The organism is Actinoplanes sp. CA-142083, from assembly GCF_050942195.1.
Taxonomy (GTDB): domain Bacteria; phylum Actinomycetota; class Actinomycetes; order Mycobacteriales; family Micromonosporaceae; genus Actinoplanes.
Map to the genome: position 1 here is coordinate 8,392,900 of NZ_CP192076.1, position 24,534 is coordinate 8,417,433.

16 protein-coding genes are annotated in these 24,534 nt (G+C 68.6%); 5 read left to right on the forward strand and 11 right to left on the reverse strand.

Features of this window, described 5'->3' with window-relative positions; all coding sequences use genetic code 11:
• Window positions 1-5: 5 nt before the first annotated feature.
• Both ACQPZX_RS38400 and ACQPZX_RS38405 read right to left on the reverse strand, forming a co-directional pair.
• On the reverse strand, window positions 6-1,016 hold the full coding sequence (locus ACQPZX_RS38400; RefSeq protein WP_433366781.1) for a YihY/virulence factor BrkB family protein: 1,011 nt from the start codon (window positions 1,014-1,016) through the stop codon (window positions 6-8).
• Entirely contained in the window at window positions 1,013-1,951 is a 939-nt protein-coding gene (locus ACQPZX_RS38405) for a diacylglycerol/lipid kinase family protein (RefSeq protein WP_433366783.1), read from the reverse strand. Before ACQPZX_RS38405 ends, ACQPZX_RS38400 begins: the two co-directional genes overlap by 4 nt.
• Window positions 1,952-2,004: 53 nt before the next feature.
• Here ACQPZX_RS38405 and ACQPZX_RS38410 point away from each other — a divergent pair, with 53 nt between their 5' ends.
• From ACQPZX_RS38410 to ACQPZX_RS38420, 3 genes are read left to right on the forward strand one after another with little or no spacing between them, the layout of a single operon-like run.
• On the forward strand, window positions 2,005-2,493 hold the full coding sequence (locus ACQPZX_RS38410) for a DUF1990 family protein (RefSeq protein WP_433366786.1): 489 nt from the start codon (window positions 2,005-2,007) through the stop codon (window positions 2,491-2,493).
• Complete coding sequence (locus tag ACQPZX_RS38415; protein ID WP_433366789.1) at window positions 2,490-3,266, forward strand: MBL fold metallo-hydrolase; 777 nt, start codon at window positions 2,490-2,492, stop codon at window positions 3,264-3,266. Before ACQPZX_RS38410 ends, ACQPZX_RS38415 begins: the two co-directional genes overlap by 4 nt.
• Window positions 3,263-3,868: a DedA family protein gene (locus tag ACQPZX_RS38420; RefSeq protein ID WP_433366792.1), complete on the forward strand. Its 606-nt coding sequence runs from the start codon at window positions 3,263-3,265 to the stop codon at window positions 3,866-3,868. Before ACQPZX_RS38415 ends, ACQPZX_RS38420 begins: the two co-directional genes overlap by 4 nt.
• 1 nt (window position 3,869) lies before the next feature.
• On the opposite strand, the gene fxsT is transcribed toward ACQPZX_RS38420, so the two are convergent.
• The 4 genes from fxsT to ACQPZX_RS38440 all read right to left on the reverse strand — a co-directional run bounded on the left by fxsT (window position 3,870) and on the right by ACQPZX_RS38440 (window position 10,132).
• Complete coding sequence (fxsT, locus tag ACQPZX_RS38425) at window positions 3,870-7,322, reverse strand: FxSxx-COOH system tetratricopeptide repeat protein (protein WP_433366795.1); 3,453 nt, start codon at window positions 7,320-7,322, stop codon at window positions 3,870-3,872.
• A 143-nt stretch (window positions 7,323-7,465) separates the two neighbouring features.
• Window positions 7,466-7,945, reverse strand: coding sequence for a hypothetical protein (locus ACQPZX_RS38430; protein WP_433366798.1), 480 nt, complete (start codon window positions 7,943-7,945; stop codon window positions 7,466-7,468).
• A 74-nt stretch (window positions 7,946-8,019) separates the two neighbouring features.
• Complete coding sequence (locus ACQPZX_RS38435) at window positions 8,020-9,261, reverse strand: L,D-transpeptidase (RefSeq protein ID WP_433366801.1); 1,242 nt, start codon at window positions 9,259-9,261, stop codon at window positions 8,020-8,022.
• 43 nt (window positions 9,262-9,304) lie between these two features.
• Window positions 9,305-10,132: a serine hydrolase gene (locus ACQPZX_RS38440; RefSeq protein ID WP_433385692.1), complete on the reverse strand. Its 828-nt coding sequence runs from the start codon at window positions 10,130-10,132 to the stop codon at window positions 9,305-9,307.
• A 199-nt stretch (window positions 10,133-10,331) separates the two neighbouring features.
• Between ACQPZX_RS38440 and ACQPZX_RS38445 the strand changes: the two genes are divergently transcribed.
• Entirely contained in the window at window positions 10,332-11,105 is a 774-nt protein-coding gene (locus ACQPZX_RS38445; protein ID WP_433366803.1) for a hypothetical protein, read from the forward strand.
• On the opposite strand, the gene ACQPZX_RS38450 is transcribed toward ACQPZX_RS38445, so the two are convergent.
• The 5 genes from ACQPZX_RS38450 to ACQPZX_RS38470 form a co-directional block, all read right to left on the reverse strand.
• Complete coding sequence (locus ACQPZX_RS38450) at window positions 11,102-12,304, reverse strand: cytochrome P450 (protein WP_433366806.1); 1,203 nt, start codon at window positions 12,302-12,304, stop codon at window positions 11,102-11,104. The genes ACQPZX_RS38445 and ACQPZX_RS38450 overlap by 4 nt on opposite strands.
• An 11-nt stretch (window positions 12,305-12,315) precedes the next feature.
• Window positions 12,316-12,438, reverse strand: a complete 123-nt coding sequence (locus ACQPZX_RS38455) for a hypothetical protein (RefSeq protein ID WP_433366809.1) — start codon at window positions 12,436-12,438, stop codon at window positions 12,316-12,318.
• A 258-nt stretch (window positions 12,439-12,696) separates the two neighbouring features.
• The gene (locus tag ACQPZX_RS38460) at window positions 12,697-13,011 is read right to left on the reverse strand and encodes an Imm53 family immunity protein (RefSeq protein WP_433366812.1); all 315 of its coding nucleotides are present in this window, start codon (window positions 13,009-13,011) and stop codon (window positions 12,697-12,699) included.
• Complete coding sequence (locus ACQPZX_RS38465; protein WP_433366815.1) at window positions 12,986-19,843, reverse strand: polymorphic toxin-type HINT domain-containing protein; 6,858 nt, start codon at window positions 19,841-19,843, stop codon at window positions 12,986-12,988. The genes ACQPZX_RS38460 and ACQPZX_RS38465 overlap by 26 nt, the downstream gene beginning before the upstream one ends.
• Before the next feature lie 25 nt (window positions 19,844-19,868).
• Complete coding sequence (locus ACQPZX_RS38470; RefSeq protein ID WP_433366818.1) at window positions 19,869-23,777, reverse strand: LamG-like jellyroll fold domain-containing protein; 3,909 nt, start codon at window positions 23,775-23,777, stop codon at window positions 19,869-19,871.
• 153 nt (window positions 23,778-23,930) lie between these two features.
• On the opposite strand from ACQPZX_RS38470, the gene ACQPZX_RS38475 reads away from it, so the two are divergent.
• Window positions 23,931-24,506 carry an LmbU family transcriptional regulator gene (locus ACQPZX_RS38475; protein WP_433366820.1) on the forward strand — a complete coding sequence of 192 codons (576 nt, stop codon included), beginning with the start codon at window positions 23,931-23,933 and terminating at the stop codon, window positions 24,504-24,506.
• Window positions 24,507-24,534 lie beyond the last annotated feature (28 nt).

The following is a 24,534-nucleotide window of genomic DNA, read 5'->3' on the forward strand; positions in this document are numbered from 1 at the left end:
CGCACTTACCCGGCGGGATCGCTCCGTACACGCCGGTGCTCACGCGGCGTGGGGATCCCCTTGCCGGGCTTCCAGCTGTCCTGCTTGGCCGGCCGGCGCACGCCGACCCGGCGGGCCTCGAGCTGGGCCGCGAACGCGAGGCCCAGGAAGATCGCGATGCCGGTGAGGTTGGCCCAGAGCAGCAGCGCGATGATCGCGGTGAGCGGGCCGTAGGTGGCGCCGAAGCCGGCGCTGAGCCGCACGTAACCGGCCAGCAGCAGGCTCACCAGCCACCACAGCACGGTCGCCACCACCGCGCCGAAGAGCAGCCAGGACAGGGCCGGCTGGTGGCGGCGCGGCGACCAGCGGAACAGCAGGCCGACCGCGACGACGATCAGGGCGAGGCTGACCGGCCAGCGGATCACCTCGGAGGCTTTGACCAGGCCGCCGGCCCAGTCCCAGTGCTTGGCGGCCGAGGAGACGAACGGATGGCCGGCCACGAGCAGCAGGAAACCGAACAGGGCGGGGAGCCCGGCGATCGCGGTGAGCGAAGCGGCCCGGAGGTATTTCTGCAGGGCGGGCCGGTCGCGTTCCACGCCGTAGATGCGGTTCGCGCCCCGCTCGATCTGCGCCATCGCCGTCGTCAGCGCCACCAGCCCCGTGATCAGGCCCAGCGTCAGGGCGACCTCGCCGGCGTCCCGGCTGCGATCGGTGTCGGCGAGCAACTCCCGTACGAGAGGCTCGCTCGCGCCCGGGGTGATCGCACCGATCGTGTCGGCAACCACCTGTCCCGGCGTCTCGGCGCCGAGATCGGCCGCCAGGCCGGCGAAGGCGATCATGAAGGGCACCACGGCCAGGCAGAGCTGGAACGCGAACGCCCGGGCATGACTGAAGCCGTCGCCGTAGCGGAACCGGATGAACGCGTCCCGCACGAGCGGCCATCCGCCGTAGCGGCGCAGGGCCAACAGCGCGTCGTCGGCGGACAGCTCGTCGCCACTCATGTCCCGGGTCTCCGGAACCGGCTCGGTCGAACTCAAGATTTTGCCCTGCGGGCCGCGGCCTTCACGTCGTACGCCAAATCGGGATCGCCCTCCGGAAGCGGAACGCAGAGCAATAGCGCCCGGGGTTTGATATTGATCTTGAGAGTCCGGCCCGGCTCGATGAGATCGCCGTCGAGCTGGCGCGGCTCGATCCGCTTGGTGTGGATCTCGACGCGCTCGGCGGTGAACGTCTCCATCAGCGGCACCCTCTCGCGCCGGCGCAGCACCGCCCAGGCCAGGCTCGCCCAGTGGCGCAGGTTGTTGGGGCTCAGGATGGCCACGTCGAGCTTGCCGTCGGCCGGATCGGCCCGGCTCAGCAGGCGCACCCCGCCCTGCAGGCGGCCCACGTTGCCGATGATGACGGTGCGCGGGCGGCGCGGCATCGGCGGGCGGTTGTCGACGACGATCCGGGCCCGCATCGGACGGTCGCGCAGGTGCTTGAAGCCGCCGGCGACGTACGCGATCCAGCCGAACCTCTTCTTGGCCCGCTCGGACGTGCCAGCCAGCATCTGCGCGTCGAACCCCATGCCCGCCATCACCGCGAAGCAGCGGTCGCCGGCCACGCCCACGTCGATGCGGCGGCGCCCGCCGTCCAGCGCCACCTGCACCGCCGCCGGGAGCTCGCCGACCAGGCCGAGGTTGGCGGCGAGCAGGTTGCCGGTGCCGGCCGGGAGCACGGCCATCGCCACGTCGCTGCTCGCCAGCGCGCCGACGACCGCCATCACCGTGCCGTCGCCGCCGCAGACGAAGACCAGCTCGGCGCCGTCGGCCACCGCCTTCTTCGCCTGGCCGCGGCCGGGGTCCTCGGGCGTGGTCTCGTGCCACGAGGGCCGCGGCCACCCGGCGCCGGTCAGCATCCGCTCGATGGTGTCGCGCAGGTCGTCGGGCGCTTTGGCCGGGTTCACCACGACCGCGCTGCGGGGTCCTGTCACGACGTCAGTGTGCCGGAGGGATGGCCCGGCGGCGACTCGGGAATCATGAAGGGGTGAGTGACTTGACCTACTCCCCCGTGGGTGGCACTTCTTCGGGGCTGCGACCGCCCGGCTTCCGGCACCTCACCTACCGGGTCTTCCTGGGGTCCGGGCCGGATCTTTACCGGCGTGCCTCGGACGCCGTGCTCTCCTTCGCCATGCACAGGGCCACCGGCGCGTCCGTCGTTGCCTCCGCCCCCGTTGCCGCTCCAGGGGTGCGGGTGACCGTCGGTTTCGGCCCGCTGCGCGCGCCATGCGAGGTGGTTTGGACGGAAAAATCCGGATTTGCGTACGGGACATTGCCCGGTCACCCCGCCGCGGGCGAGGAGGCGTTCCTGGTCACGCTCGAGCCCCACGACCGGGTGTGGTTCACGGTGACCGCCTACAGCCGGCCGGCCGGCGCCCTGATGCGCCTCGGCGGCCCGTTCGCGATCCTCTTCCAGCACGCGTACGCCCGCCTGTTGGGCCGCGCGCTGAAACGGCTCTGTACCGTGAACGCGTGAGCGCAACCTCGGTGACCTGGTGGGGTCACAGCACCGTGTGGCTCACCGACTCGGATGTCACCCTGCTCACCGACCCGGTTCTCACCGATCGGGTGGCACATCTGCGGCGCCTGACCGGCCCGACGCCGGCGCTGCCCGGCCCACCCGACGCCGTGCTCCTCTCCCACCTGCACGCCGACCACTTCCACCTGGCGTCGCTCCGCCTCGTGGCCGGCAGCCCGGTCCTGGTCGTCCCCCGCGGCGCGGCCTCCTTCGTCGCCAAGACGCTCGGCCCGTCCTACGCCTCCCGCTGCGTCGAGCTGGCCCCCGGCGAGGAGACCACGGTCGGCGCCGTCCGCATCCGCGCCGTCCCCGCCGCCCATGACGGCGGCCGCGGCCCGTGGTCGCGCGAACGCGCGCTGGCGATCGGCTTCGTCGTCGAGGGCGCGGCCCGCACCTGGTACGCCGGCGACACCGGCCTGTTCGACGAGATGAACGAGATCGGCCCGCTCGACCTGGCCCTGATCCCGGTCGGCGGCTGGGGGCCCACCCTCGGCTCGCACCACCACCTCGACGCCGCCGACGGCGCCGAGGCCCTGCGCCGGGTCAAGGCCGACTGGGCGGTGCCGATCCACTACGGCACCCTGTGGCCGATCGGCATGAACCGCATGCGGCTGCACATGTTCCGCGATCCCGGTCCCCGCTTCGCCGAGCTGGCGTCCCGGGCGGCCCCCGACAGTCGCGTGCGTGTCCTGGCCCAGGGCGAGTCGCTGACCGTGGAGCGCGCCCCATGATGTCGTACCTGGGCGCCCTGTTCTGGCTCTTCGGGGTGGTCGCCTTCGGCGCGATCATCCCGATCGTCCCGACCGGCGCCGCGGTCAGCGGCGCCGCCGCCCTCGCGTTCCACGAGCATCACCCGATCACCATCGCCCTGGTCATCCTGTTCGGCGCCGCCGGCGCCTACTGCGGCGACCTGGTGATGTACGCGATGTGCCGCCTGGGCGGCGAGCAACTGGCCCGGCGCCTGCGCTGGCTGCGCGACGAGGAGCACCTGGCGGCGGTCAAGGTACGCCTGGAGAAGTCCCCGGTCCCCGTCCTGCTGGTCTCCCGCCTGATTCCCGGCGGCCGCGTTCCCGTCCTGCTGGCCGCCGCCTTCGTGGGCTTGTCGTGGCGCATCTTCATCGTCGCCAACATGCCCGCCTGTGCCCTGTGGGCCGGCGTCTACGCCGGCATCGGGGTGGCCGGCGGCTCGATCTTCCCCCGGCCTTGGGAAGGCGTGGTCGCCGCCGTGATCCTCATCCTGGTCGTCAACCAGACCGTCTCCTTCATCACCAAGCGTCGCGAAGCCCGCGCCGCCGACACCTCCCCCTCTGACGCATCGCCTTCCGAGGCCTGACCTACTTCTTCTTTCCCTTTTGCCGCTTACCTGGCCCATGCCACAGGACCGGTCCGGCATGGTTCGACATGCGTCGCCGCAGCGACGTCAGATTGTTGAGAGTCTTACGCGTCATCGGATGCTGAGAGCCGAGGACTCGTTTCATCACCCGGAGAACGGCCTGGTATTCGGCATGCGCCGCGGCATGCTGGCCGCGCGCCTGCAGGACGCTGGCGAGGTTGTGCCAGGCGCCCAGGGTGTTGGGGTGCTCCTCACCCAGATCCCGGCGCTGGATGGCGAGGACCGCCTCGTACTCGGCTTGCGCGGCCGGATAGCGTCCGCGGTTCTGCAGGACGCTGGCGAGGTTGTTCCGGGTGGTCAGGGTGGTGGGGTGCTCCTCACCCAGATCCCGGCGCTGGATGGCGAGGACCGCCTCGTACTCGGCTTGCGCGCCCGGATAGTCCCCGAGGTCCTGCAGGACGCTGGCGAGATTGTTCCGGGTGGTCAGGGCGCCGGGATGCTCTTCGCCCAGTACCCGGTACCGGATGGCGAGGACCGCCTCGTACTCGGCTTGCGCGCCCGGATAGTCCCCGAGGTTCTGCAGTATGCCGGCCAGGTCGTGCCGCGTGGCCAAGGTGCTGGGATGCTCTTCCCCCAAGACTTTGCGTTCGGTGTCGAAAACGGCCTTCAGCTCGGCCTGGGCGCCGGAGTAATCCCCGCGGTCCTGCAGGAGACTGGCGAGGCTGTGCCGGGTGGTCAGGGTGCTGGGATGCTCGTCACCCAGAACCCTGTACCGGATCGCGAGGATGGCTTGAATCTCGGCCTGGGCGGCCGGGTAGTCGCCACGGTCCTGCAGGACGCCGGCAAGTCCGTGCCGAGTGGCCAGGGTTTCGGGATGCTCCTCACCCAGAACCCGGCGGTGGATGCCGAGGATCGCCTCGTACTCGGCCTGAGCGGCGGGAAAGTCCCCGCGATCCCGCAGGACACCGGCGAGACTGAGCCGGGTGCCGAGGGTGTCCGGATGCATTTCTCCCAGGATCCGGCTCTGAACGGCGAGCACCGCGTCGTACTCGGTCTGGGCGGCCGCGTAGTCCCCGCGGCTCTGCAGGACGCCGGCAACGTTGTGCCGGTTGGTCAGTGTGTTGGGGTGTTCCTCTCCCAGAACCCGTCGGTTGATGTCCAAAACGGCCCGAAGCTCCGCCAAGGCGGCCAGATGGTGCCCGCGACTCTGCAGGACGCCGGCGAGGTTGTTCCGGATGGTCACGGTGTGCGGGTGCTCATCGCCCAGAACCTCACGGTAGGCGGCGAGAATCGCCTCAAGCTCGGTCTGGGCGGCCGGGTAGTCGCCCCGGTTCTGCAGGATGCTGGCGAGGCTGTGCCGAGTGGCCAGGGTATGCGGGTGCTCATCGCCCAGGACAGGTCGTTCCGTCTCGAGGACCGCCTGGAGCTCGGCTTGGGCCGCGGGGTAGTCGCCCCGGTTCTGCAGGACGGCGGCGAGGCTGTGCCGAGTGGACAGGGTGCCAGGGTGTTCCTCGCCCAGAACATGTCGTTCCGTCTCGAGGACGGCCTGGAGCTCGGCTTGGGCCGCCGGATAGTCCCCCCGGTTCTGCAGGACGTTGGCGAGGCTGTGCCTCGTGGCTAGGGTGTCGGGGTGCTGCTCACCCAGAACCCGTTGCTGAGCCGCGAGGACGGCTTGGTATTCGGCTTGGGCTGCCGGATAGTCCCCGCGATCGTGCAGGACACCGGCGAGGCTGTGCCTCGTGGCCAGGGTGTCGGGGTGCTGCTCACCCAGAACCCGTTGCCGAATCTCAAGAATGGCGAGGTATTCGGCTTGGGCCGCCGGATAGTCCCCGCGATCCCGCAGAACACCGGCGAGGCTGTGCCTCGTGGCCAGAGTGTCGGGATGCTCTTCGCCAAACTTCCGCAGACGGGCGTCAAGAACTCCCTGAAATTCCGCCTCCGCACTAGACATGTCGCCTTGACACCACAACGCCAGAGCAGCGCCATGCCGACTTGCTATCACTGATGGGTGCTCATCGCCGAGAGCGGCCCTTCCGTATCCCTCCAGCGCGCGGTACTGGGTGTAAGCGAGCACGAACAGTCCCTGGGCCTGTGTCTGGCGAATGGTGAAGTCGACCACGCGAGCGACATCGGCCAGAAGAACGGGATCGATCCCGCCCTGATCCGTCAGATCCTTCAGCAGGCCCGCCGCATGCGGCCCCAGAAGCTGCCATTTGAGCCATTGCCTCGGATCCTGCGGGGAGGTTTCATCGTCGCCCAGTACCGCATCGCAGAGCAGCCGAGCCGCCAATGACAAATAGTCCCGATGGCCGTAGTCCGGATCTTCGAAACGACGGCTGACATCTCGCATCAGCGGATGCAGGCTCAGGATGGGCAGCTCGCCGTCCTCACCGGCATGGGGCAGTGCCGCCGTCGACAAGTCGATCAGCCCGAGATCGCCGGCACCCACGAGAACGGATCTGATCTGATCGCGGTCGACGCCGTCCAGAATCGTCGATGCGCTGAGCACCGACGGACGCAGCAGCAGCCGATAGGGTATCGGCGCGGCCGCGAAATGCGAAAGTACTCGCAGCAAAGGCCGGGCGCGGCTGGCTCCCCGTTGCTCCAGCAGGCTCAGCGAAAGCTGCCAGATTCCGTCGATGAGCCGCCGGTCGTGAGGTTGGCCGTCGCCGGACCGGGGAGCGAGCAGGTCGGTGCGCCCGGTGTCGAGCGCGGCCTGGTACGCCGCGAAGGTCATCGGGGAATCGTCGTCCGGCCACGGATCGGCGACGTTGTTGGCCAGATAGGCACCGGCCAATGCGAGAGCCAAGGGATAGCCGCCGAGACGCTCGGCCAGGGCCTCGGCGTCCTCGGGGCGGCCGCACCGGCCCCGGGTGTGGTCGGCCAGCACCTGAGCGCCGTCCCCGACCGCGAGGCTGCCGATCGGAACGAGCTCACACCAAGGCCCCCACCGCTTCGGATCGCCGTCGCGGCTCGTGACAATGACCAGGCCAGGGCCGGACGACATCGGGCGAACCCATCCCCGGCCGCCGGCCAGGCCGCGGTCGCCGGCGGAGTCGAGCACGGAGAGGTCGTCGGCGTTGTCGACGACAAGCAGCCAAGGCTCGGTGCGGGAGCTCAGCTGCCGCCACAGGATGTCGCTGGGATCGTGCTGCTCCAGCTCGTCCTCGGTCGCGCCCACCAACTGAGCGACCGCATGCATAGCCGTCACGAATATGGAGCGCTCGGCGGCCGACACCCACCACACCGTTGCCCCGCGAGCATCCACTTCTCGGGCGACATGCAACGCGACAGCGGTCTTCCCGCTGCCGCCGAGCCCATGCAGTGCGCGCAACCGTGTCGCGATTCCTCGTTCGCCGGCCACCTGCACCAGTTCGTCGACGAGGGCCTGCCGGCCACGCAACGGTCGCGGCAGATCGTGACCGGCAAGCGGCATCGCCACCAGCGCGGCCAAGTCGTGCAGTGGCACCAACGTGGGCCGGGGCCGAACCGGACCTCGCTGGCCTTGCTCGCTCCAAGCCCCCGCGATCCCACCACCGGTCGCGATGTAGGTCGGGCCGTGCGCAACTACATGTGTCGCCGAATGCCCCGGGGCGGTCAGGCCTGGCCCGCTCCCGGCTGCGAAGGGTTTCCCGACGTTGACACCCCACCATGGATTACCCCGGCCGCCACTGCACCGTGGGAGGCCTGGATGTGGGCGTTGCCGCCGACGGCCATGCCGTGACCATCCGCGGTCACGCCACCGGTCGATCCGGACTGCAGCATCTCCGCCACCTCCGCCGCAAGCGAAGGATCGGCCTTGAACGCCTTGCGGATCTGCAACCGCAGTGCCGCTGCGGTGTCCTCGTCCTCGGGCGCATCCACGGCTTCCGTCAACGCCTCCTCGATCGCCCCCCGCGACTCGTCGCGCCCGAGGATCCGGTTGAGGATCCGCCGGCCCAGCCCCACAGTGGCGTCCGAGGCCTGATCGAGCGCCTCGTCACGCAACTTCTCCAGGGTGCGGGCTCCGTACGCGCCGGCCACCGCCGTGACGTACGGCATCACCGCGGCGGCCGTTTGTGCCACATCCACGTCCATCCGTCCTGCTTACACGTAGGACGCAAAGGCACAAAACCACCGAACGGGCGACCAGGTCCGCACTTTCCCCCGTTTCAGGCGCCGTACTTGTCGTAGGAGACGTTCCAGTCGCCCAGGCCGTCCCCGATCGGCAGGCTCTTCGGGGTGTGCCGGACCTCGACGACGTCGCCGACGAGGAAGTTCTCGTACACCCACTCGGCGTCGGCGTTGCTCAGGTTGACGCAGCCGTGGGAGATGTTGGCCCGCCCCAGCGAATGGTTCCACGGCGCCGCGTGCAGGAACTCGCCCGAGTAGCTGATCCGCGTGCAGAACTCGACCACTTCGGGGTCGTAGTAGTTCGGGTTGGTCGGATCGGTCAGGCCGTAGCTGGCCGAGCTCATGGTGTGCCGGCGCTCCTTGGACAACACGACATGCGGGCCGCTCTGCGTCCAGAAGTGGATCTGCTTGCCGTCCCCGATCGTGGTGTAGCCGCCCTTGCCGTTGCTGCACGCCATGTCGCGGACCATCTTGCCGTCGACGTAGACCCGAGTGCGGTGCGTGTTGTTGTCGCTGATCGCGACCAGAGCGCGGCCGATGGTGAAGTGCGTCTTCGCGTTGGTCTTCCCGTACGTCCCGTTGCCCAGGTGGACGCCGAGCGCGTCGACGCTGACCTTGACCGTCGTGCCCTTCGCCCAGTACTTCGCCGGGCGCCAGTGCACGATCGTGTTGTTCACCCAGAAGAACTTGCCCGGCACCGATGGGCTCGTCTCGACGGTGATCGCCTTTTCGGCGGCTGCCTTGTCCTTCACGGCCTTGCTGAACGCGACGATGACCGGCTGGCCCACCCCGTACGTGCCGCCGCTCTTGAGAGTGCCCATCCCGTTGGCTTGGAAGGTGATCCCGGCGACGGCCTTCGGTTTGACGGTGGAGAAGGTGGAGGTCTTCTCGACCGCGGCACCCGTGCTGTCGACGATCGACGCGGTCACCTTGTACGTCTTGCCGTACGTCATCGTGCCCTTGGATCGCCAAGACCCGTCAGCCTGCATCGCGCCGTCGACGGTCGTGCCACCGGCGGCGACCTTGACCGACTTCAGGGTGCCGCCGCCCACCGAAAGAACGATCGGCTCGGCCGGCGACACATCATCGGCGTCGGCGGCGGGACTGACCGTCAGCTCGATCGGTTCGGCGGACGGCACGGCGGCCGAATGCCAGCTGCCCGCCATGGAATCGGGGGCCGCCTTCGCGCCGCGCGCGCGGCCCGCCACTGCGAAACCCGCGGCCGCGAGCCCGGCGGCCGCACCCACCCCGCCGATGATGAGCTTCCGTCGCTGAACCACATCAGGTAAGACGTACCGCGCGCCGAAATCGTTGTCTTCGAGATCAATATTTAAGGTATTGCCGCGTCAGCTTGGCGGCCTTCTCCACCACGGTGATGCCGCCCGACATCGACGAGTGCCCGTGGGACAGGACGGCGATCGAGACGTCGGTGCCGTCGCTCGTGATGCGGCCGACCGAGTTGATGATCCAGCGGTTGTTCTCGGTCGAGCGGGGCAGCCACCCGTTCTTGACGGTGAAGTCCTCGCCGGTCCTGGCGGCGGCGGGCACTCCCCAGTCCTGGGCCTCGTCGACCGAGCTCATCAGCTGGTGCGCCAGGTCGCGGGAGTCCTCGTCGAGCGGGCCCTTGGTGTCGGCCAGCTCGGCGAGCAGCCGCACCTGGTCGTCGACGGTGGTCTTGGTCAGGCCCCAGGCGCTGTTGACGGTGGTCTGGGTGAGACCGAGCCGCTTGTTGCACTTGGTGATCGCGGTGGCCTTGCCGAGCTTCGAGAACAGCGACGTCGTCGCATCGTTGTCACTAAGGGTGATCATGCGTTTGGCCAGGGCGAGCTCGGTCGAGGTGAGGTCGCGGTCCTTGTCCTGCGCGGTCAGCAGCAGGCAGGCCAGCACCTGAACCTTGACGACGCTCGCGGTCTCGTACTTCTCCGTGCCCCGGTACGAATACCGCTGGCCGGTCTTGTTGTCGAGCACCGCGACCGAGAACTCGGGCACCGTGGCCGCGTATTTCTTGAGCGCCGCGTCCAGGTTCTTCGCCCGCTTGGCACGCTCCTGAGCAGCCAACTCCTCGGGGCTGGGCCCGGTCGGGGTGGGTGACGCCTTCGAGGTGAACGTGCCGGCCAGCGGCAGCACCCCGCCCGCGTCGCCGCGAGTCATGCCCACGCCGACCAATCCGCCACCCCCCAGGACCCCTACAGCCGCCACAGCCAAGATCCAACTTCGAGTACGCACCGAGCCATAGTGCCGTGTCTACGCCACCGGCGCCCGGTGCACCCCCGGTGAAGTTCGAAGGAACTGCCACGATCACCCGGCGTGATCGATCGCCCGGCGTGTCCGCGGGGCGCATGATGGTGGCATGCGCATCCCGCTGGTGTCACCCGCCGCCGACCTCGCCCGCGCCGCGATCGGACAGGCGGTGGAAAGCGCCGCCGCCGCGGTCACCCTGCCGCTCCGGGTGCTGGGCGTGCTCGGCCAGACCGAGCTGCTGGTCAGCCGGATCACCGTGCTCGCCGACGAGGCCGAGGCCCTGATCCGCCGCGTCAACACGATCGTCACCGACGCCGAGGGTGTGGTGGCGGAGGCCAGAGTCATCACTCAGGGCGCCTCGGCCGTGGTCGGCCAGGCCGGCGGCATCACGCACGCCGCGTCGGCCATCGTCGGTGAGGCGGCCGGCATCACGGACGCGGCCGCCGGCGTGATCACCCGGGCGTCGTCGCTCAGCCAGGCCGCCGAGGGCGTGATCGTCTCGGCCGGCGGCATCACCGCCGACGCCACCGCGGTGGTCCGGCAGGCGGAGTCGGCGGCGGGCGATGCCACAGAGCTTCTTGACGCGTACGCCGGGACCCTGCGCAAGGGAGCCCCGCTCGCCGCCCGTTTCGTCGACGAGTTGTCCCCCGCCGAGGTAACCGCCGCGATCCGCATGGTCGACACGCTGCCCCAGCTGCGCGATCACCTGGTGAACGACGTGATGCCGCTGCTCAGCAAGCTCGACCAGGTCGGCCCCGACATCCACAAGCTCCTGGAGGTCACGGAAGACCTGCACCTGGCCATCGCCGGCATCCCCGGCCTGCGCCTGCTCCGCCGCCGCGGCGAGGAGCGGGAAAAGGCGGGCGAGATCCCCCACCCCTAACCCTCGACGACCAGCCCCACCAGCTCGTAGGCGGCGATCTCGGGCCGGATCCGCACCTCGGGCTCACCCACCATGCGTACCCCCGGCATGCGGAGAAGCTTGCCGAGGAAGATGTCGGTCTCCTGAATCGCGATGTAGGCCCCCGGGCACCGATGCGCGCCGTCCCCGAACGACAGCCCCATGTCACCCACCCCATCGGCCAGCTTCCGCCCCGGGCAAACGCGCTCCGGCTCGCTGCCGACAGCCGCAACGTCGGCATTCGCCGCCGCCACACCGACATCCACGAGAGAGCCTTCCGGGATCGTCACGCCTTTGACGCGTACGTCCGCCGTGGTCCACCGCATCAGATCGGCCACCACCGGTTCGAGCCGCAGAATCTCGTGCAGCACGAGGAACCGCTCTTTCTCGTCCCCCGCCAGATAGCGCGCCCGCAGCTCGTCATCCCCGAACAGATGCCAGGCCGCCACCGAGATGAACTCCCGCGTCGTAATCATCCCGGCCGCCGCGAACGTCACACATTCCCCAAGAATCTCCCGCGCGTTGCACCCTTCGTCGATCAGGTGCGAGATCAGATCGTCCCGCCTCTGTTTCCGGCGCACCGCCACCGCCGGCCTGACGTCCCGCCAGTAGAACGCCCCCATCGTGAACAGCTGGTGGATTCCCTGTTCGAGCGCCCGCAGCCCTTTGGCGTTCCCGTCCGGCACCAGATTGAAGAACCGCTGGAGCCGCGTGGCCATGCTCCCGCGCCCTTCGGTGAGCCCCACAACTTCACCGGCGACCCCCACCGCCAGCTGAAACGACAGTTCGGACAGATCAGCTTTTTTCTGTCGGCGCAGCACCGCACACTGCTCGTCCGCAAGCCGGTGCATCAGCTCCCGATAGGCGGCGTCCACCCGCTTGGGCGTGAAGTACTTGGCCGTCTGCCGCCGATGCTCGCGGTGCTCGGGCCCATCCCGGTAGAGCACCGCGAGCCGCATCCCTTTGGCGAAGCGCTTGACCCCTTCGATCCCGAACCCAGCTTGCCGAGTGTCACCGTGCCGCAGAAACTCCCGCGCGGTCGCGTAGTCCTGGATCCGCCAGACCCCGTCGTCCCCCAGCTGCACCGGGCACCCGGGAGCCAGCTCCCCACGCCCAACCTTCCGCCCCGAATCGACCGTCGTCATCGCCCAATTCTGCGCGCCGGCCGAGGCGAGGTCCATCGTGGACCTGCCTACTTCGCGTGCGGCAGCGCCTTATCCTCGCGCCAGCGCGCCCAGCGCGCGTTGAGATCCGCCGCCGCACGCTCGCCGATGGCCCCTTTCTCCGTCCGCACGAGGTTGTACGAACCCAGCACGTTGAGATCCGTCGTCCGAGTCTTACCCGAGCGTTTCCACGTGATCGCGGGCGCAATGGCGCCACCGGCGCCCCCACCCACCCCTCCGGAGCCATCGATACTTTCGACCTCAGCCCACCGAATCTTCACGGTCCGCAGCAACAGCGCGCGACCACACCCTCCGAAACGCGGCCATGACGAACAGTCCGACCGCGAGTCGGATCCCTTTGGCGAACCCGCCTATCGAGATCCACCGTGGACTGGAAAATAAATATTCAGTCACTCGGTGTCGACGAATTTCTTGAACTCCTGGACCGCGAGGCGCAATGACATCGCGTCACAACTGGCTTCGAACGACCTGCCGTCGGACTCGACGATGAGCCAGCCACCACCTTCAAATTCTCGCCTACCTCTTGTTGCGATTCGCCCTTCCATTTCCGTTCCTATAATGTCAACTCGCAGATTCCAGCCAGGGTTGTCAACGGTTTCTATTCGCACGCCGAACTCATGCTCCCACTCGCCGTCACAATGAGCGACATACCAACTCGCGAGGAACTCGAAGTATTCGTCAACAGAGGGGACGGGAAGCGCCACTTCCAGGAATCTCCCATGGCTCGGCCGGACGAGCGTCGCCGCCCGGCACGTTGATATGTGGTGTTGGTACTCGCGTGCCGTCCCGGTTGACGTGAGCAGGGCCTTGCAAGTCAAAACGTTCGACCATGACCCACGGCGCAGGATTGCGTGGGTTCGTCTGCGGAACCCACGTTGCCCATTTCTTGACCTGACCAGTCGTTCCGTCTGTGAGGAAGGTCGAGTGCGGACCTTCCGCGTTGTAGTCGGGTCGCAGACGACCGCCGCCGTCATTATGGACGAGAACCGGGGTGTCGCCAGCCATCACATAGTACGTGTGCAGGTCGTCGACGGTGAGGTTGTAAGCCGCGGCAACCCGGTGGTTCTCGGTGCGGAAGCTGTCGACTTGCACCCTGGCGCCGGTCGTTGTGCGGAGCAGGTCACCGGTGCGAAGTTCGTCGGCGCGTTCCCAGCGCTGCTCGGTGGCGTCCCAGATGGGGTGGTCCTCGGTAACGGCGAGTTGCTTGCCGTCGACGATCAGGGTGTAGAGGTCGTCCTGGTGGACCCAGACCTGAGTGACCCTGCGAGGGCCCTGTTCACCCGTTTCCGGGTCGGTGGCCAAGACCTCGTCGCCAGCCTTGAGGTCCTTGATCTTCCTGGTGGTTCGACCGTCGCCGAGCAGGACCGGCGTGTCAGCGGAGAAGCTCCGCTTTCCACCGCCTATGAGGGATGGCATCGTGCAGGAGGAGGAGCCGCCCAGGCCCCCAGAACCTCCAGAACCTCCAGAACCCCCAGAGCGGCCGGCGCCGCCGGCGCCGAGTGCCGCATCGAGGACTGTGCCGCCGATGGCTATCGCGGTCTTCCAGGCTGGTATGCCGTTGGCGTCTTCGTAGGCCTTGACGCTGGCCTCACTTGAGACGGTGTTGAGCGTGGCGTACGCCTGCGAGGAGCAGTAAGCCTCGAGTTCCTTGTCGTTGGCGGCGCAGGCGGAGACCATCGCCTGCAGATACTGGTAGTCGGCGAGGGTTTGCCCGCCCTTGCCGCGACTCAGCTTCGCGATCTGGGCGTTGTAATTGTCGACGTATCTCGGGACGTTGGTGACGGCGTACTGATCGACGCAGAGGATTCCGGTGACGCAGATCTGCTGGATTGGCTGATTGTCGCCGCCGACTCCAACCTTGACGTTGACTTCGCCCTTGCCACTGCCGGCGCGGTGCGAGTTGCCGTAGAGCGGACGCGTCGGCGCTCGCTTCTTGTACTTGCCCGTGCCTTTCTTCTCGCGCCCGAACTGGTCGTCGAGCTCATTGTCGATCGGCACCAGCCCGCTCGGGTCGCTGGACGTGATCGGGCTGTTGTTGGCGTAGGCGTAGCCGTTCCACTGCTGCGGGTCGGCCAGGTCCAGCACCGGATCGACGGAGATGAACCGGCCGAGCAGCGTGTCGTACTGGCGGGCGCCGATGTTGACCAGGCCGGTCGGATCGTTGTCGCCGCCGACGAAGCCCTTTCCGTTGACCCACGCCATGGTGGCGCCGCGGTTGCCGCCGTACGGCGTCTGGCGGCGGATCGTCACATTGAGCGTGCCCGCGTTGACGGCGATCTGCTGGGTGCCCTGATGGTCGGTGAACAGCCAGGTCATGTCGGTGATCGCGGACGAGCCGGTGCGAGAACCGGCGAGTGTGCCACCGAGGCTGTAGTACCGGGTGCCGGTGACGACGGTGCCCTGCTTGCGGATCTCCTGGTTCGGCAGGTAGAGCGTGGTGCCGGTCGCATCCCGGCGGATGATCCGGTTGCCGCCCGGGTCGTAGACGTTCGTCTCGGCCGTGCTGCCACCGGCGGTGACCGTGCTCAGCTTGCCTTCGGCGTCCCAGCTCAGCGCCTGGTTGTTCGTATTGGTGTCGCAATCGTTGGTCGCGCTGCCGGCGGTGGGCCGGCAGGTCGTGTTGCCGCTGGTGTCGTATCGGTACTCGGTAGTGGCGGCGGCCAGGCCCGGTGCGGCGGTGGTCATCGTGCCCACCTTGTGACCGCCGGCTGACATCACGTAGCTGCGCAGGGTGTCCCCGCCGGTGGCGTGACTGGTCTCGGTCAGCCGCGACCCGGTCGCGTCGAACGTCCAGTCCTGCCAGTACGGCGCGGGGCCGCTCAGGTTGGCCACGGCGGGATCGGTCTGGCAGTTCAGCTCCGGCTTCGGTGTCCACGCGGTGGTCAGCCGGCCCAGCAGGTCGGTCCGGAAGCATTGCTTGTCAACGCTGCCGGCGGCGGGCTTCTCCTCGACGGAGATGATGTTGCCGGCCTTGTCGTAGTCGTAGTTGCGGTCGGAGATGGTGCCGGCCACGGTCTCCCGCTCGACGGTCGTCCGCTTGATCCGCCGAGTGCCTTCCTCCCGGTAGACCACGTCCTGGACGAACTTGCCGCCCGGCATCTTGTAGATCGAGCCGGACCGCTCGCCGTAGGCGGTGTACGAGGCAGTGGCCATCGTGCCGGCCGATCCGGTGAGGCTGGTGTCCAGCCGTACCGGAAGGCCGGTCGTCCCGTCGTAGTCGGCGGTGAGCTGCTCGGTGACCAGGCCACCGCCGGCCGGATAGGAGATCGAGGTCTGCGCGCCGGTAGCGGCGGAGTACTCGTACGAGTAGAGGTAGGTGCCGTCCAGGCCCGTCTCCACCGGCGGAATCACGTAGTTGACGCCGGTCGGCTGGTAGCGGTCGTTCAGATTGCGGGCCTGCCATTTGTAGGCGTTGGCCGAACCCGCCGGCTCGTAACGGATCGATTGGGTCAGTTGGCCACGGAAGCCGGCCTGACCGCTGTAGAGGCTGTCGTAGCGCCATTCGGCGCGCAGCGGACCGGTTTCCGAGTCGTCGCGGACGGTCCGGCTACGCCCGATCGTGTCGTAGGTGAACCAGAGCTTCTCGCCGCGGGCGTCGGTCGTGCTCTCGACCTCGTTGAAGTCGTTGTACGCGGTCGACGACGTGCCCGAGTCCGGATCGGTCTTCTGGATTGCCCGGCCCTTGGCGTCGTAGACCGTGATCCATTCGTTCCCCGCGTTGTCGGCTACCTTGACTTGCTGGTCCTTGCGGTTGAACGCGTACTTGGTCTCGTTGTAGGCGCCGTTGACGCCGGCCGCCGTCGTGTGCTCCCGCAGGGCCACGACACGGCCCTTGCCGTCGCTGACGGTGGTGTTCGGAGTGCCGCCCTGCGTCGGCGTGACCTTGGTGAGGTCGCCCTCGTACGCGGTGACTGTGCGCCATTTCTCCACCAGGTTGGTGACGTTGTCACCGCTGAGGAAGACGGCGTCGGTGACCCGACCGGCCCGGTCGTACACGTTCTTGCTGACTGATGGCACCGACCACTCCGGCTCCCACCAAAGAGTCCCGGACGGCGCGCCCGGCTCCGCGTGTGCGCCATAGGTAGTGGCGGAGCGGCCGAACTCGTCGTAGATCGTGTCGGTGACCACCCGGTCGCCGCCGCCGAGCGAGATCGACTGGGCCTGGCGAGGTCGTAGCAAGGCGTCGAGGATCTGGTACGACGCGATGTAGTTGCCGTCGGCATTCAGCTCCTGCGACTTGACGTACGGGTAGGCATCCCGGTTCGGGGCGATCTCGTACTGATATTGGGCGGACGGCTTGTTCGGGTTCGCAGCCCGGGTCCAGCCCAGTGTCCAGGCGCGCAGCACCCGCCCGAGCGCGTCGTAGTCGACGTCCGCCGTGACCCGGCTGTTCGCGTCGGTTGTCTTGGTGACCGAGCCCCAGTACGGATTGGAATTCACCGAGGAGGACCAGTCCAGCGGGTTCTTCGTGGTCGCCTTGGTGACCGGTCCACCCACCGGCGGGGTGTACGTGGTCGTCGTGTTCTTGCCCTTGATGTCGGTGGCGACGGTCACCCGGCCGGTGGAGTCATAGGCGGACTGCGCCACGGTCTGCCAGACCGTGCCAGTACCCGGCACCCAGTCCTTGAGCTGTTCGGTCTTGGTGACCGAGCCGAAGATGGGTGGTGTGGTGAGGCCGGTCGCGCCGTCGAAGTAGCTGCGCATGTCGCTGACGACGTCGTCGACGGTGGACGGCGACGTTCCGCAGGTCAGGGCCGTGGTCAGGCTACGGCTGACCGTCTCCGTCAGGTTCTTGTCAGTGTTCCGGTTGTAGGTGTAGGCGACGCACTTCTCGTCGCCGGTCTTGCTCACGTCGCCGTCGTCCTGCGACCAGTTGACGGTCCCGTATGTCTGGTCGAAGCTCGTCCGCCCGCTGGTGGTCCGCCAACCCCGACTGCCGTCCACCCCGAGAGCGGTTTGCGCGTAGGAAGCCTGCGTGTCGACGTACCGTGCCTCGGCTGTGTCGCCGTTGATCGTGCGGCTGGCCGTGGGGTTCGATCGCCACGGCACGTTGATCTCGCGGGAGACCGGCTTGGTGTCGACGCCGTTGTAGACGTCCTGCTCCCGCACCAGGCCGGCGAACTGGTCCTCGTCGTAGACCGTCTCGGGGCCGTATGAAGCGGGCACGGTCACCGTGCGGGTACCGCCGCTCGGGGCGGCCCGGTCGCCGTGCATGCCGCGCATGAACTTGGTGACCGTGAGCGTGCGGGTGTTCGTCTCGTCGCCGACCTGGGTGCGCACCTCTCGGTAGCCGCGCCACTGGTCCCACGTCTTGCGGTCCGGCTTGGACAGGCCGTCGTCGTCGGCATAGTGCCAGGCAGGCGCGTCGACGTACTCGTATCTCGTGTGCTTCGTCGGCGCGGGGTGCCCGCTGGTCGTCTGCAGGTCGTCCTCGGCGACGTGCGTGACGACGTACTTGTGCCACCACTGCTTGACCAGGACGTCACCGGCTGGATTGCTGGAGTCGGGCACCTTGACCGGATAGCAGCGATGCGTGTTGGACTCGGGGGCCAGCGTCGCGACCATCGCCGCGGTGCACTCGGGCTCCGAATAGTCCACCTTGATCCGGGCGCCGGTCTCGGTGACGATGCTGTTGATCCGCAGCCAGTTGTCGGCCGTGCCGTTCTCGGTCAGCACGCGGTTCGCCATCGAGACCGCCTCGAAAGTCACCGGCGGCATGCTGATCTCGGTGCCGACCAGGCCTTTGTGGTCGATCCGCTCCAGCCACAGGCCGGTGTGGGTCGAGTCGGCGGTCGCCGAGAAGGTGTGGCTCAGCGTCCACGATTCGACGTTCTGCCACGCGGGCGTCGCGACGGTTGTGTCCCATACCCGAGTGGTGATCGTCTTGAGCCGCTTGGTGGTCCAGAACGTCGGCGCGTACTGGCCGGGGCAGGAGGTGGCGGATGCCTTGCACTCCTGGTCCCAGGGGGTGTCCTTCCAGTTGGCCGTGGTCGGGGCGGACTCGCTGCCGCAACTGGTGAAGCAGCGCATGTCGGTCTCGAAGGACACCTGGGCGTACGGCTCGGTGTTGCGCTCGGTGACGCCGTGGATGGCCTGGGTGCGGTCGTAGGTGCCGTAGTCGATCCGGGTCAAGTAGCCGGCCCGGTCGTAGGTGACGTCGGACGAGTCGGTCGCGTTCTGGGCGTACTTGTTGGTCTCCTTGCCGTACCAGTACGACATGGTGTTGCCGCGCACGTCGACGACGTAGTCGAGGTTCCACCGCCAGGCCTGCACGCAGTCCGAGGAGGTGAACGCGGTCTGGTGGCACGGCTCGCCGGAGTGGTTGCCGAAGACCGGCACGGTCAGCGTCGAGTTGGTGGCGCTGCTCTCGCCGGGCAGGTCGTCCAGGCCGAAGTAGTACTGCGTGCCGTCGGTCGTGGTGACCCGCCAGTGCTCACCGACACCGTCGATGGCCGCGTCGCCGGAGTCGCCGTTGACGGCCCCGGTCAACTTCTCGATCTTGGAGCCGTCTTCGTCGCGGAGGTGCCAGCCCTTACCCGCCTGGTAGATCAGCTCGCCGCTGTGCCCGCCGAAGCTCATCGTCGCGTTGTCCGACCGCCAGCATTCGTCGCCGCTGGAGGTCGTGCTGTTCGCGCCGTTCTTGGAGTCCTCGGAGCAGGGCACGTAGCGACGCTCGATGTACCCGAGCGAGTAGTCGAAGCCCTCACCGATCCAGGACGGCTGGTTGTTGGTCACCTCGGACCGGCCGTCGACCGCCGAGGACGAGTAGGACAGGTCGACGTCCGGTGCCGGGCCGCTCGCCGGCGGCACCCGCATGGGGTAGTTCCAGGAGAACTCGCCCGAGTTGCCGCCGGACGACCAGGTCGAGCTCGGCGCCAGGCTGGTGGCGCGGAAGTCGCCGTCCTTGCCCGAGGGCGCCGCGGCCAGCGCGACAAAGGACCCGACGCTCACTGTCGCGGTGACGGTGCCGGCAACCGGGTCGGCAGTCGTCGGAAGAGCCACCGAACGACAGGACGACGCGTCGGGGGTGGCGAGCCCGCACTGCGGCACCTGCCACAACCGCAGCCGGGAGGCCCAGTCGGCGCCGTACGTCTGCTGGAAGTCGCGGTAGTCCACCGACAGCCGGGCGGTGCCCGATCCCTGCGGCGCGCTGACCCGCATCATCAAACCGTCCCGCCAGGTCGCCGGCACCGTGGCGCGGTCGACGACCTGGACGTCCACAGCGGACAGCCGTGACGCGTCAGAGATCCAGATCGGCTGGCCGGGCACCTTCACCCGGCGGTTGGCCGGCAGTTCGACCCGCGCCGTAGTCGGCGTGGGCCAGGCCAGCTTGGTCGCCGGGATGTCCCGGACCTTCTGCTGCGTCCAGGCCTTTCCGGCGACCGGGCCGCCGTCGTGGTCCAGCTTCTCGGCGGGCGGCTTGACCGGTACGCGCGGCGCGGCCTCCGCTGCTTGCGCCGGGACCGCGACGGCCACGGACAGCAGCGTGGCGGCGACGACCGACCTCAACACGAGATTCCAGCGTTGTGCGTGCATTCCCCGTCCCCTTTGTGTCAGCACGTCAGTCACGTCGCCAGATGAGCTGGCCGGTCGGATCGATCAGAGCGAGATCGCCGTCGTCGTAGAGCACCAGCCGGTCCGCGGTCGTGTCCCAGGTCCGGGTGCTCCAGACGGGTGCGCCGGCCGCGTCGTAGATGACCAGGTTGCCGTCGCCCTGCATGATCACGTAGGCGCCCGGGTGGTCCCAGGTCTCGCTGTCCCAGATCGGTACGTGGTTGTCGTGCAGCACGAGGTTGCCGTCCACCTGCATCAACAGGTCGAACCGGCCGTCGCTGGACCGCAAGGCCTCGTTCGTGTGCAGTGTCTGGTCCTTGCCGAGCATGTTCGAGGCGGAGGTCTGTGTGGCCTGCAGGCGGTACTTCAACGCCACCGACGCGGAGCTCAAGGCGCCCTGGTAGACCTCGACGTCGTCGATGCCGCCGTACCACTGGTCCATCAGCCCGCCGTGCCAGAGCGTGTGCCCGATCAGCATCGGCCCGGTCGCGTTGAACGGGGTGATGGACAGTGACTTGGTTCCCTCGAGCTCGCCGTTGACGTAGAGCCGCAGTTCCTTGCGGGCCGAGTCGTAGACGCCGGCCAGGTGTGTCCACATCCCTTCCTGTGCGTCCGACACGGACCGGACCCAGGAGGTCGGCGCGGCGGAGTCGTCCGCGTGCGGGACGATGAACTCCCACTTGCCGGAGGTCGGGCTGAATTTGAGCCAGAAGGCGCTCTCCTGCGTGCCCTGCTGGGCGACGACCGTACGACCGCCGTTGCCCGCGGGACCGGCCTCGCGCATCACCCACGCCGCGACGGTGAACGACTGGTCGGTGCGCAGCACCGGCCGTTCCTGCCAGGTGGTGAGCTCATTGCCGTCGGGGTCGGTTGTCAACCCGGTCTTCACCGCGCTCCGGCCGTACTCCTCCGAGTACTCGTCGAAGCCGTCCTCCGGGAAGTACCTGTTGTCCGTCCACAGGCCGGACTCGTTGACCGAGTGCCCGGCGCCGACCTCCGAGCCCCGGGTCAGGGCCAGCCAGCGGCCGAACGCGGTTCGGGAGTCCGGCGCCTCGCAGCTGTCCCGGAAGTTGGTGGCGTAGCAGCCGACCGCGCTCTGGAAGTCCCACGACCCGACCTCGATCGGGGCGGCGATGCCGGGTTCGTCGAACCCGCCGGACGTCGGGTCGGAGGCCAGCTGGCCGGTGAAGTCCTGCGGCTCCAGCACGCGGTCGAAGACCTGCATGTCCGCGATCGAGCCGTTCCAGAAGTTGCTGGCGGCCCCCGAGTCGAACCCGTGGCCGACCGCGAACTTGCCGGTGGCGGCCCACGGCGCGGCCGTCCGGTCGGCCTGGGCGACCAGGGTCCCGTCGACGTAGAGCCGGAGCTTCTTCTCGGCGGCGTCGAACGAGCCGGTCACCAGCGTCCAGCGGCCCACGTCGGCGGTGGTGATCGCGGTCGGTGAGATCGCCGCGACGGTGGTACTCGACTGGGCAATCGTGTCTTTCATCACGAATGACCAATATGAGACATCGTTGAGGCGGCGCACGCCGATCTCGAACCCGGCCGCGTCGGTGCCGGCCTGGCCGGCGAACTTCCGGTCGCCGGTGGGCATTCCGCCGAGCCGCACCCAGCCGGAGACGCTGAACGAGTTGGTCGTGTTCACCACTGCCGAGCTCGTGGTGGCCTCGGCAAAGCCGTTGAAAGTAGCCGCCGCGCCGCCGATCAGGCGTACGTTGTCGGTCCAGGTCACGCCGGACGCGGTCAGCGGCGAGTCGGCCGGGGACGGCGCCCGGTCGGCCAGGGCGGCCGTCTGGTCGATGCCCGGGTAGGTCTCCAGCGCCCACCGGGCGGCGGGCGGGGACGGCCGGCCGACGCGGAACTCGAGCGAGCCGTTGCCCTCGTTCAGGGTGGCGTCGATGGCCTTCAGCAGCAGCACGTTCAGGCCGAACGACGGGGCGGTGATGTCCACCTCGGCGTACTTCGGGTTGGTGCCCGAGGCGGTGACCACCTTCGTCGCGGCGTCCCAGCCGTACTGGAACTTGGTGACGTCGGTGGCGGTCGACTCGATCCGGATCCGGCCCTTCTTCCCCGGCCCGGAGGGCAGTGTGATCACCGAGGCGGTCACCGGCGGGACGGTGGTGTCCACCTTGAACTGGCACCAGGGGCCCCACGCACTCGATATCGAGTACGGCGCCTTGTCGATGGCTCGCGCGCGGAACGCGTACGTCTTGCCCTTGACCGCCGTGACGGTGGCGGTCGTGGCCCGCGTCGACTTCGGGCTGATCGATGTCTTGTTGGGTGGTGGTGTCTTGCGGGCCGGCGACGTGTCGGTCACCGCACCGAGCCCGGCGGCCGGCACCTCGATCCACTCGAACACGCCGGTGAGCGAGTCGGACGCGTCGGCGTCGGAGAAGATCGCCGAGAACGTCGGCGTGAGCGTCCCGATCGGCAGCACTCCGGGGTTGCAGGCCACGCCGGCGGCCTGGAGGTAGAGCGGCATGCCGGGCGGGGTGTCGTAGTCGACGAACAGCTTGGCGTCGTTCGGGTAGAACTTCTTCCACCGGTTCTGGGTCGACTCCCCCGAGCCGTCGGCGGCCCGGGCGGTGAGGGCGAAGGTGAGCGCGCTCCAGCTGCCGTTGGCCGTGTCCTGGAGCAGCTGGGTGACCGCGGTGCTCTGGAATTGCATGAACATGTCGCCCTGCTCGTTGCCGCAACCGCCGGCCTCGTTGGCGTGCCCGGTGGCGCTGTCCACGAAGCGCAACAGCGACACGCCCGACCAGCTCGCCTTCGGCGTGGCGTTGATCGCCGACGCCCAGTACATCGAGGTGACCGTGCTGTCACAGGACCAGGAATGGTCGAGCTTCATCTCCACGCGGGCCGACTCGATGTGCTTCTTGCCGAGCGACACCCCGTTGGCCGTGGTCGGGAACTGGAAGTACGACCGGTACGTAGCGCCGGTGTCGGGGTTCAGCCCGACCCGGGCCCGGGAGTAGTCGGTGTTGTTGGAGTTGTTGCTCGTCGCGTACGCCCACTTGTTCTTGTAGACGGACCAGATGGGGTCGACGTAGAGCGGGTAGGTCGCTTCCTTCAGGAGCTTGGGGTCCGGGCGCAGCACGAGGTCCCCGCCGGTGAGGCCGACGGACACGGGCGCCATCCGGGCGGCGTCGCCGGCGCTCTCGTGCGTCGAGCGCGGCGCGGCCTGCGGGCGGGCGGACGCCGTCTTGGACGGCGTCACCGGCGCGGTCCGGCTGTCCCACATCACCGCGGGCTCGGTCGACGCGATGACCGAGTCGGCGCCGTGCGCGGTCAGCACTCCCCGGTCCGACGAGATCCGCGCGGTGCCGCCGAGCCGGAACCGGACGCTGGCGACGCCGGGCTGGGCCGCGGCCTGCGCCGACTTGATGACGAGCGCGTGCGTGAATCCGGTGCTCGTCGCCCGCACCACCAGGTCGACGCCGGGCAGCACCTCGGCATAGGTGGCCGAATCATCAAAAACGGTCGGAACGGGCAGATTCCCGGGCCATGACATGGTTACCGTACGGCCGGCGCGGGTCAGCGTGACCAGCGGGCCGGAGCCGCCTCCGGAGAACGCGACGTCGGCGACCGAGACCGCCGGGCGCAGCTGCCCGTCGCCGCCCCGGCTCAGGGCCAAGTCGAGGTCGGCCCATCCGGAACCTCGGCGGGCGCGCTGCGGCTCGACCGCCGACTCGAGCCGGAGATGGCCGTCCGGCTGGGCCACCACCTGGGAAAACTCGGTTTGCGAAGACTCGACCGTGACCGGCCGGTCGCAGCTGACCGCGAGTTTGGCGGCGGCCGGCTCAGTGCCGGCCTGGTCCGCGCACGCGGCTGCGGAAACACCGGCCAGAGCCGGTACGACAAGTTGACCGACCGCCAGGCCTGCCACCAGGCAGACGGGCAGAATTCTTCGCCACATAACGTCCCCGTTCGATATAGCAGCGTGATCACATTAAGACACTGATCGATCACACAGCCATACCGCGGCGCGGACTGTTTCGATGAACATCGACGGAACTCGCCGATAGCGTCAAGATAGTGGCTTGATAGGCGGTCTTTCCACACTGGCCGCATGACAGATCACCGCCTGCCGTCGGCGCAGGTGACGACCACCAAGGTCGCGCTCAGGATGCCGCCCGGCCTGCCGTACGACGAGTGGGAGCGCGCCGGGAACATGCTCGCCGGCGTCCTCAGCTCGTCCTCCTGGTGGCTGGGCGACTGGCTGATCTACGGGCGGCAGCACTACACCGGCCGGTACGAGCAGGCGATCGAGTCCGCCGGGCTGCGGTACCAGACTCTGCGCAACTACGCGTGGGTAGCGGGCCGCTACCCATCCGCCCGGCGACGGCCGGCCCTGAGCTTCCAGCACCATGCCGAGCTCGCCGCGCTGACCGTGGCCGAGCAGGAGCACTGGCTGCGGCAGGCCGTGGAGCACCGGTGGGCCGTGAAGCACCTGCGCGGCGCCGTCCGCGCCGCGCAGCGCAGCGAGAGCGCCCTGATCGGGAGCGCGGGCAACCTGCATCGGCTGGCCATCCCGGGCGAGCGGCTCGAGCGCTGGCGCGAGGCCGCCGGCCAGAGCGGCGTCGACATCACCCAATGGATCATGGCGACGCTCGACAGCGCCGCCGACCAGATCCTGATCGAGTGAGCCGGTGTCCCGTCGACGGGACACCGGC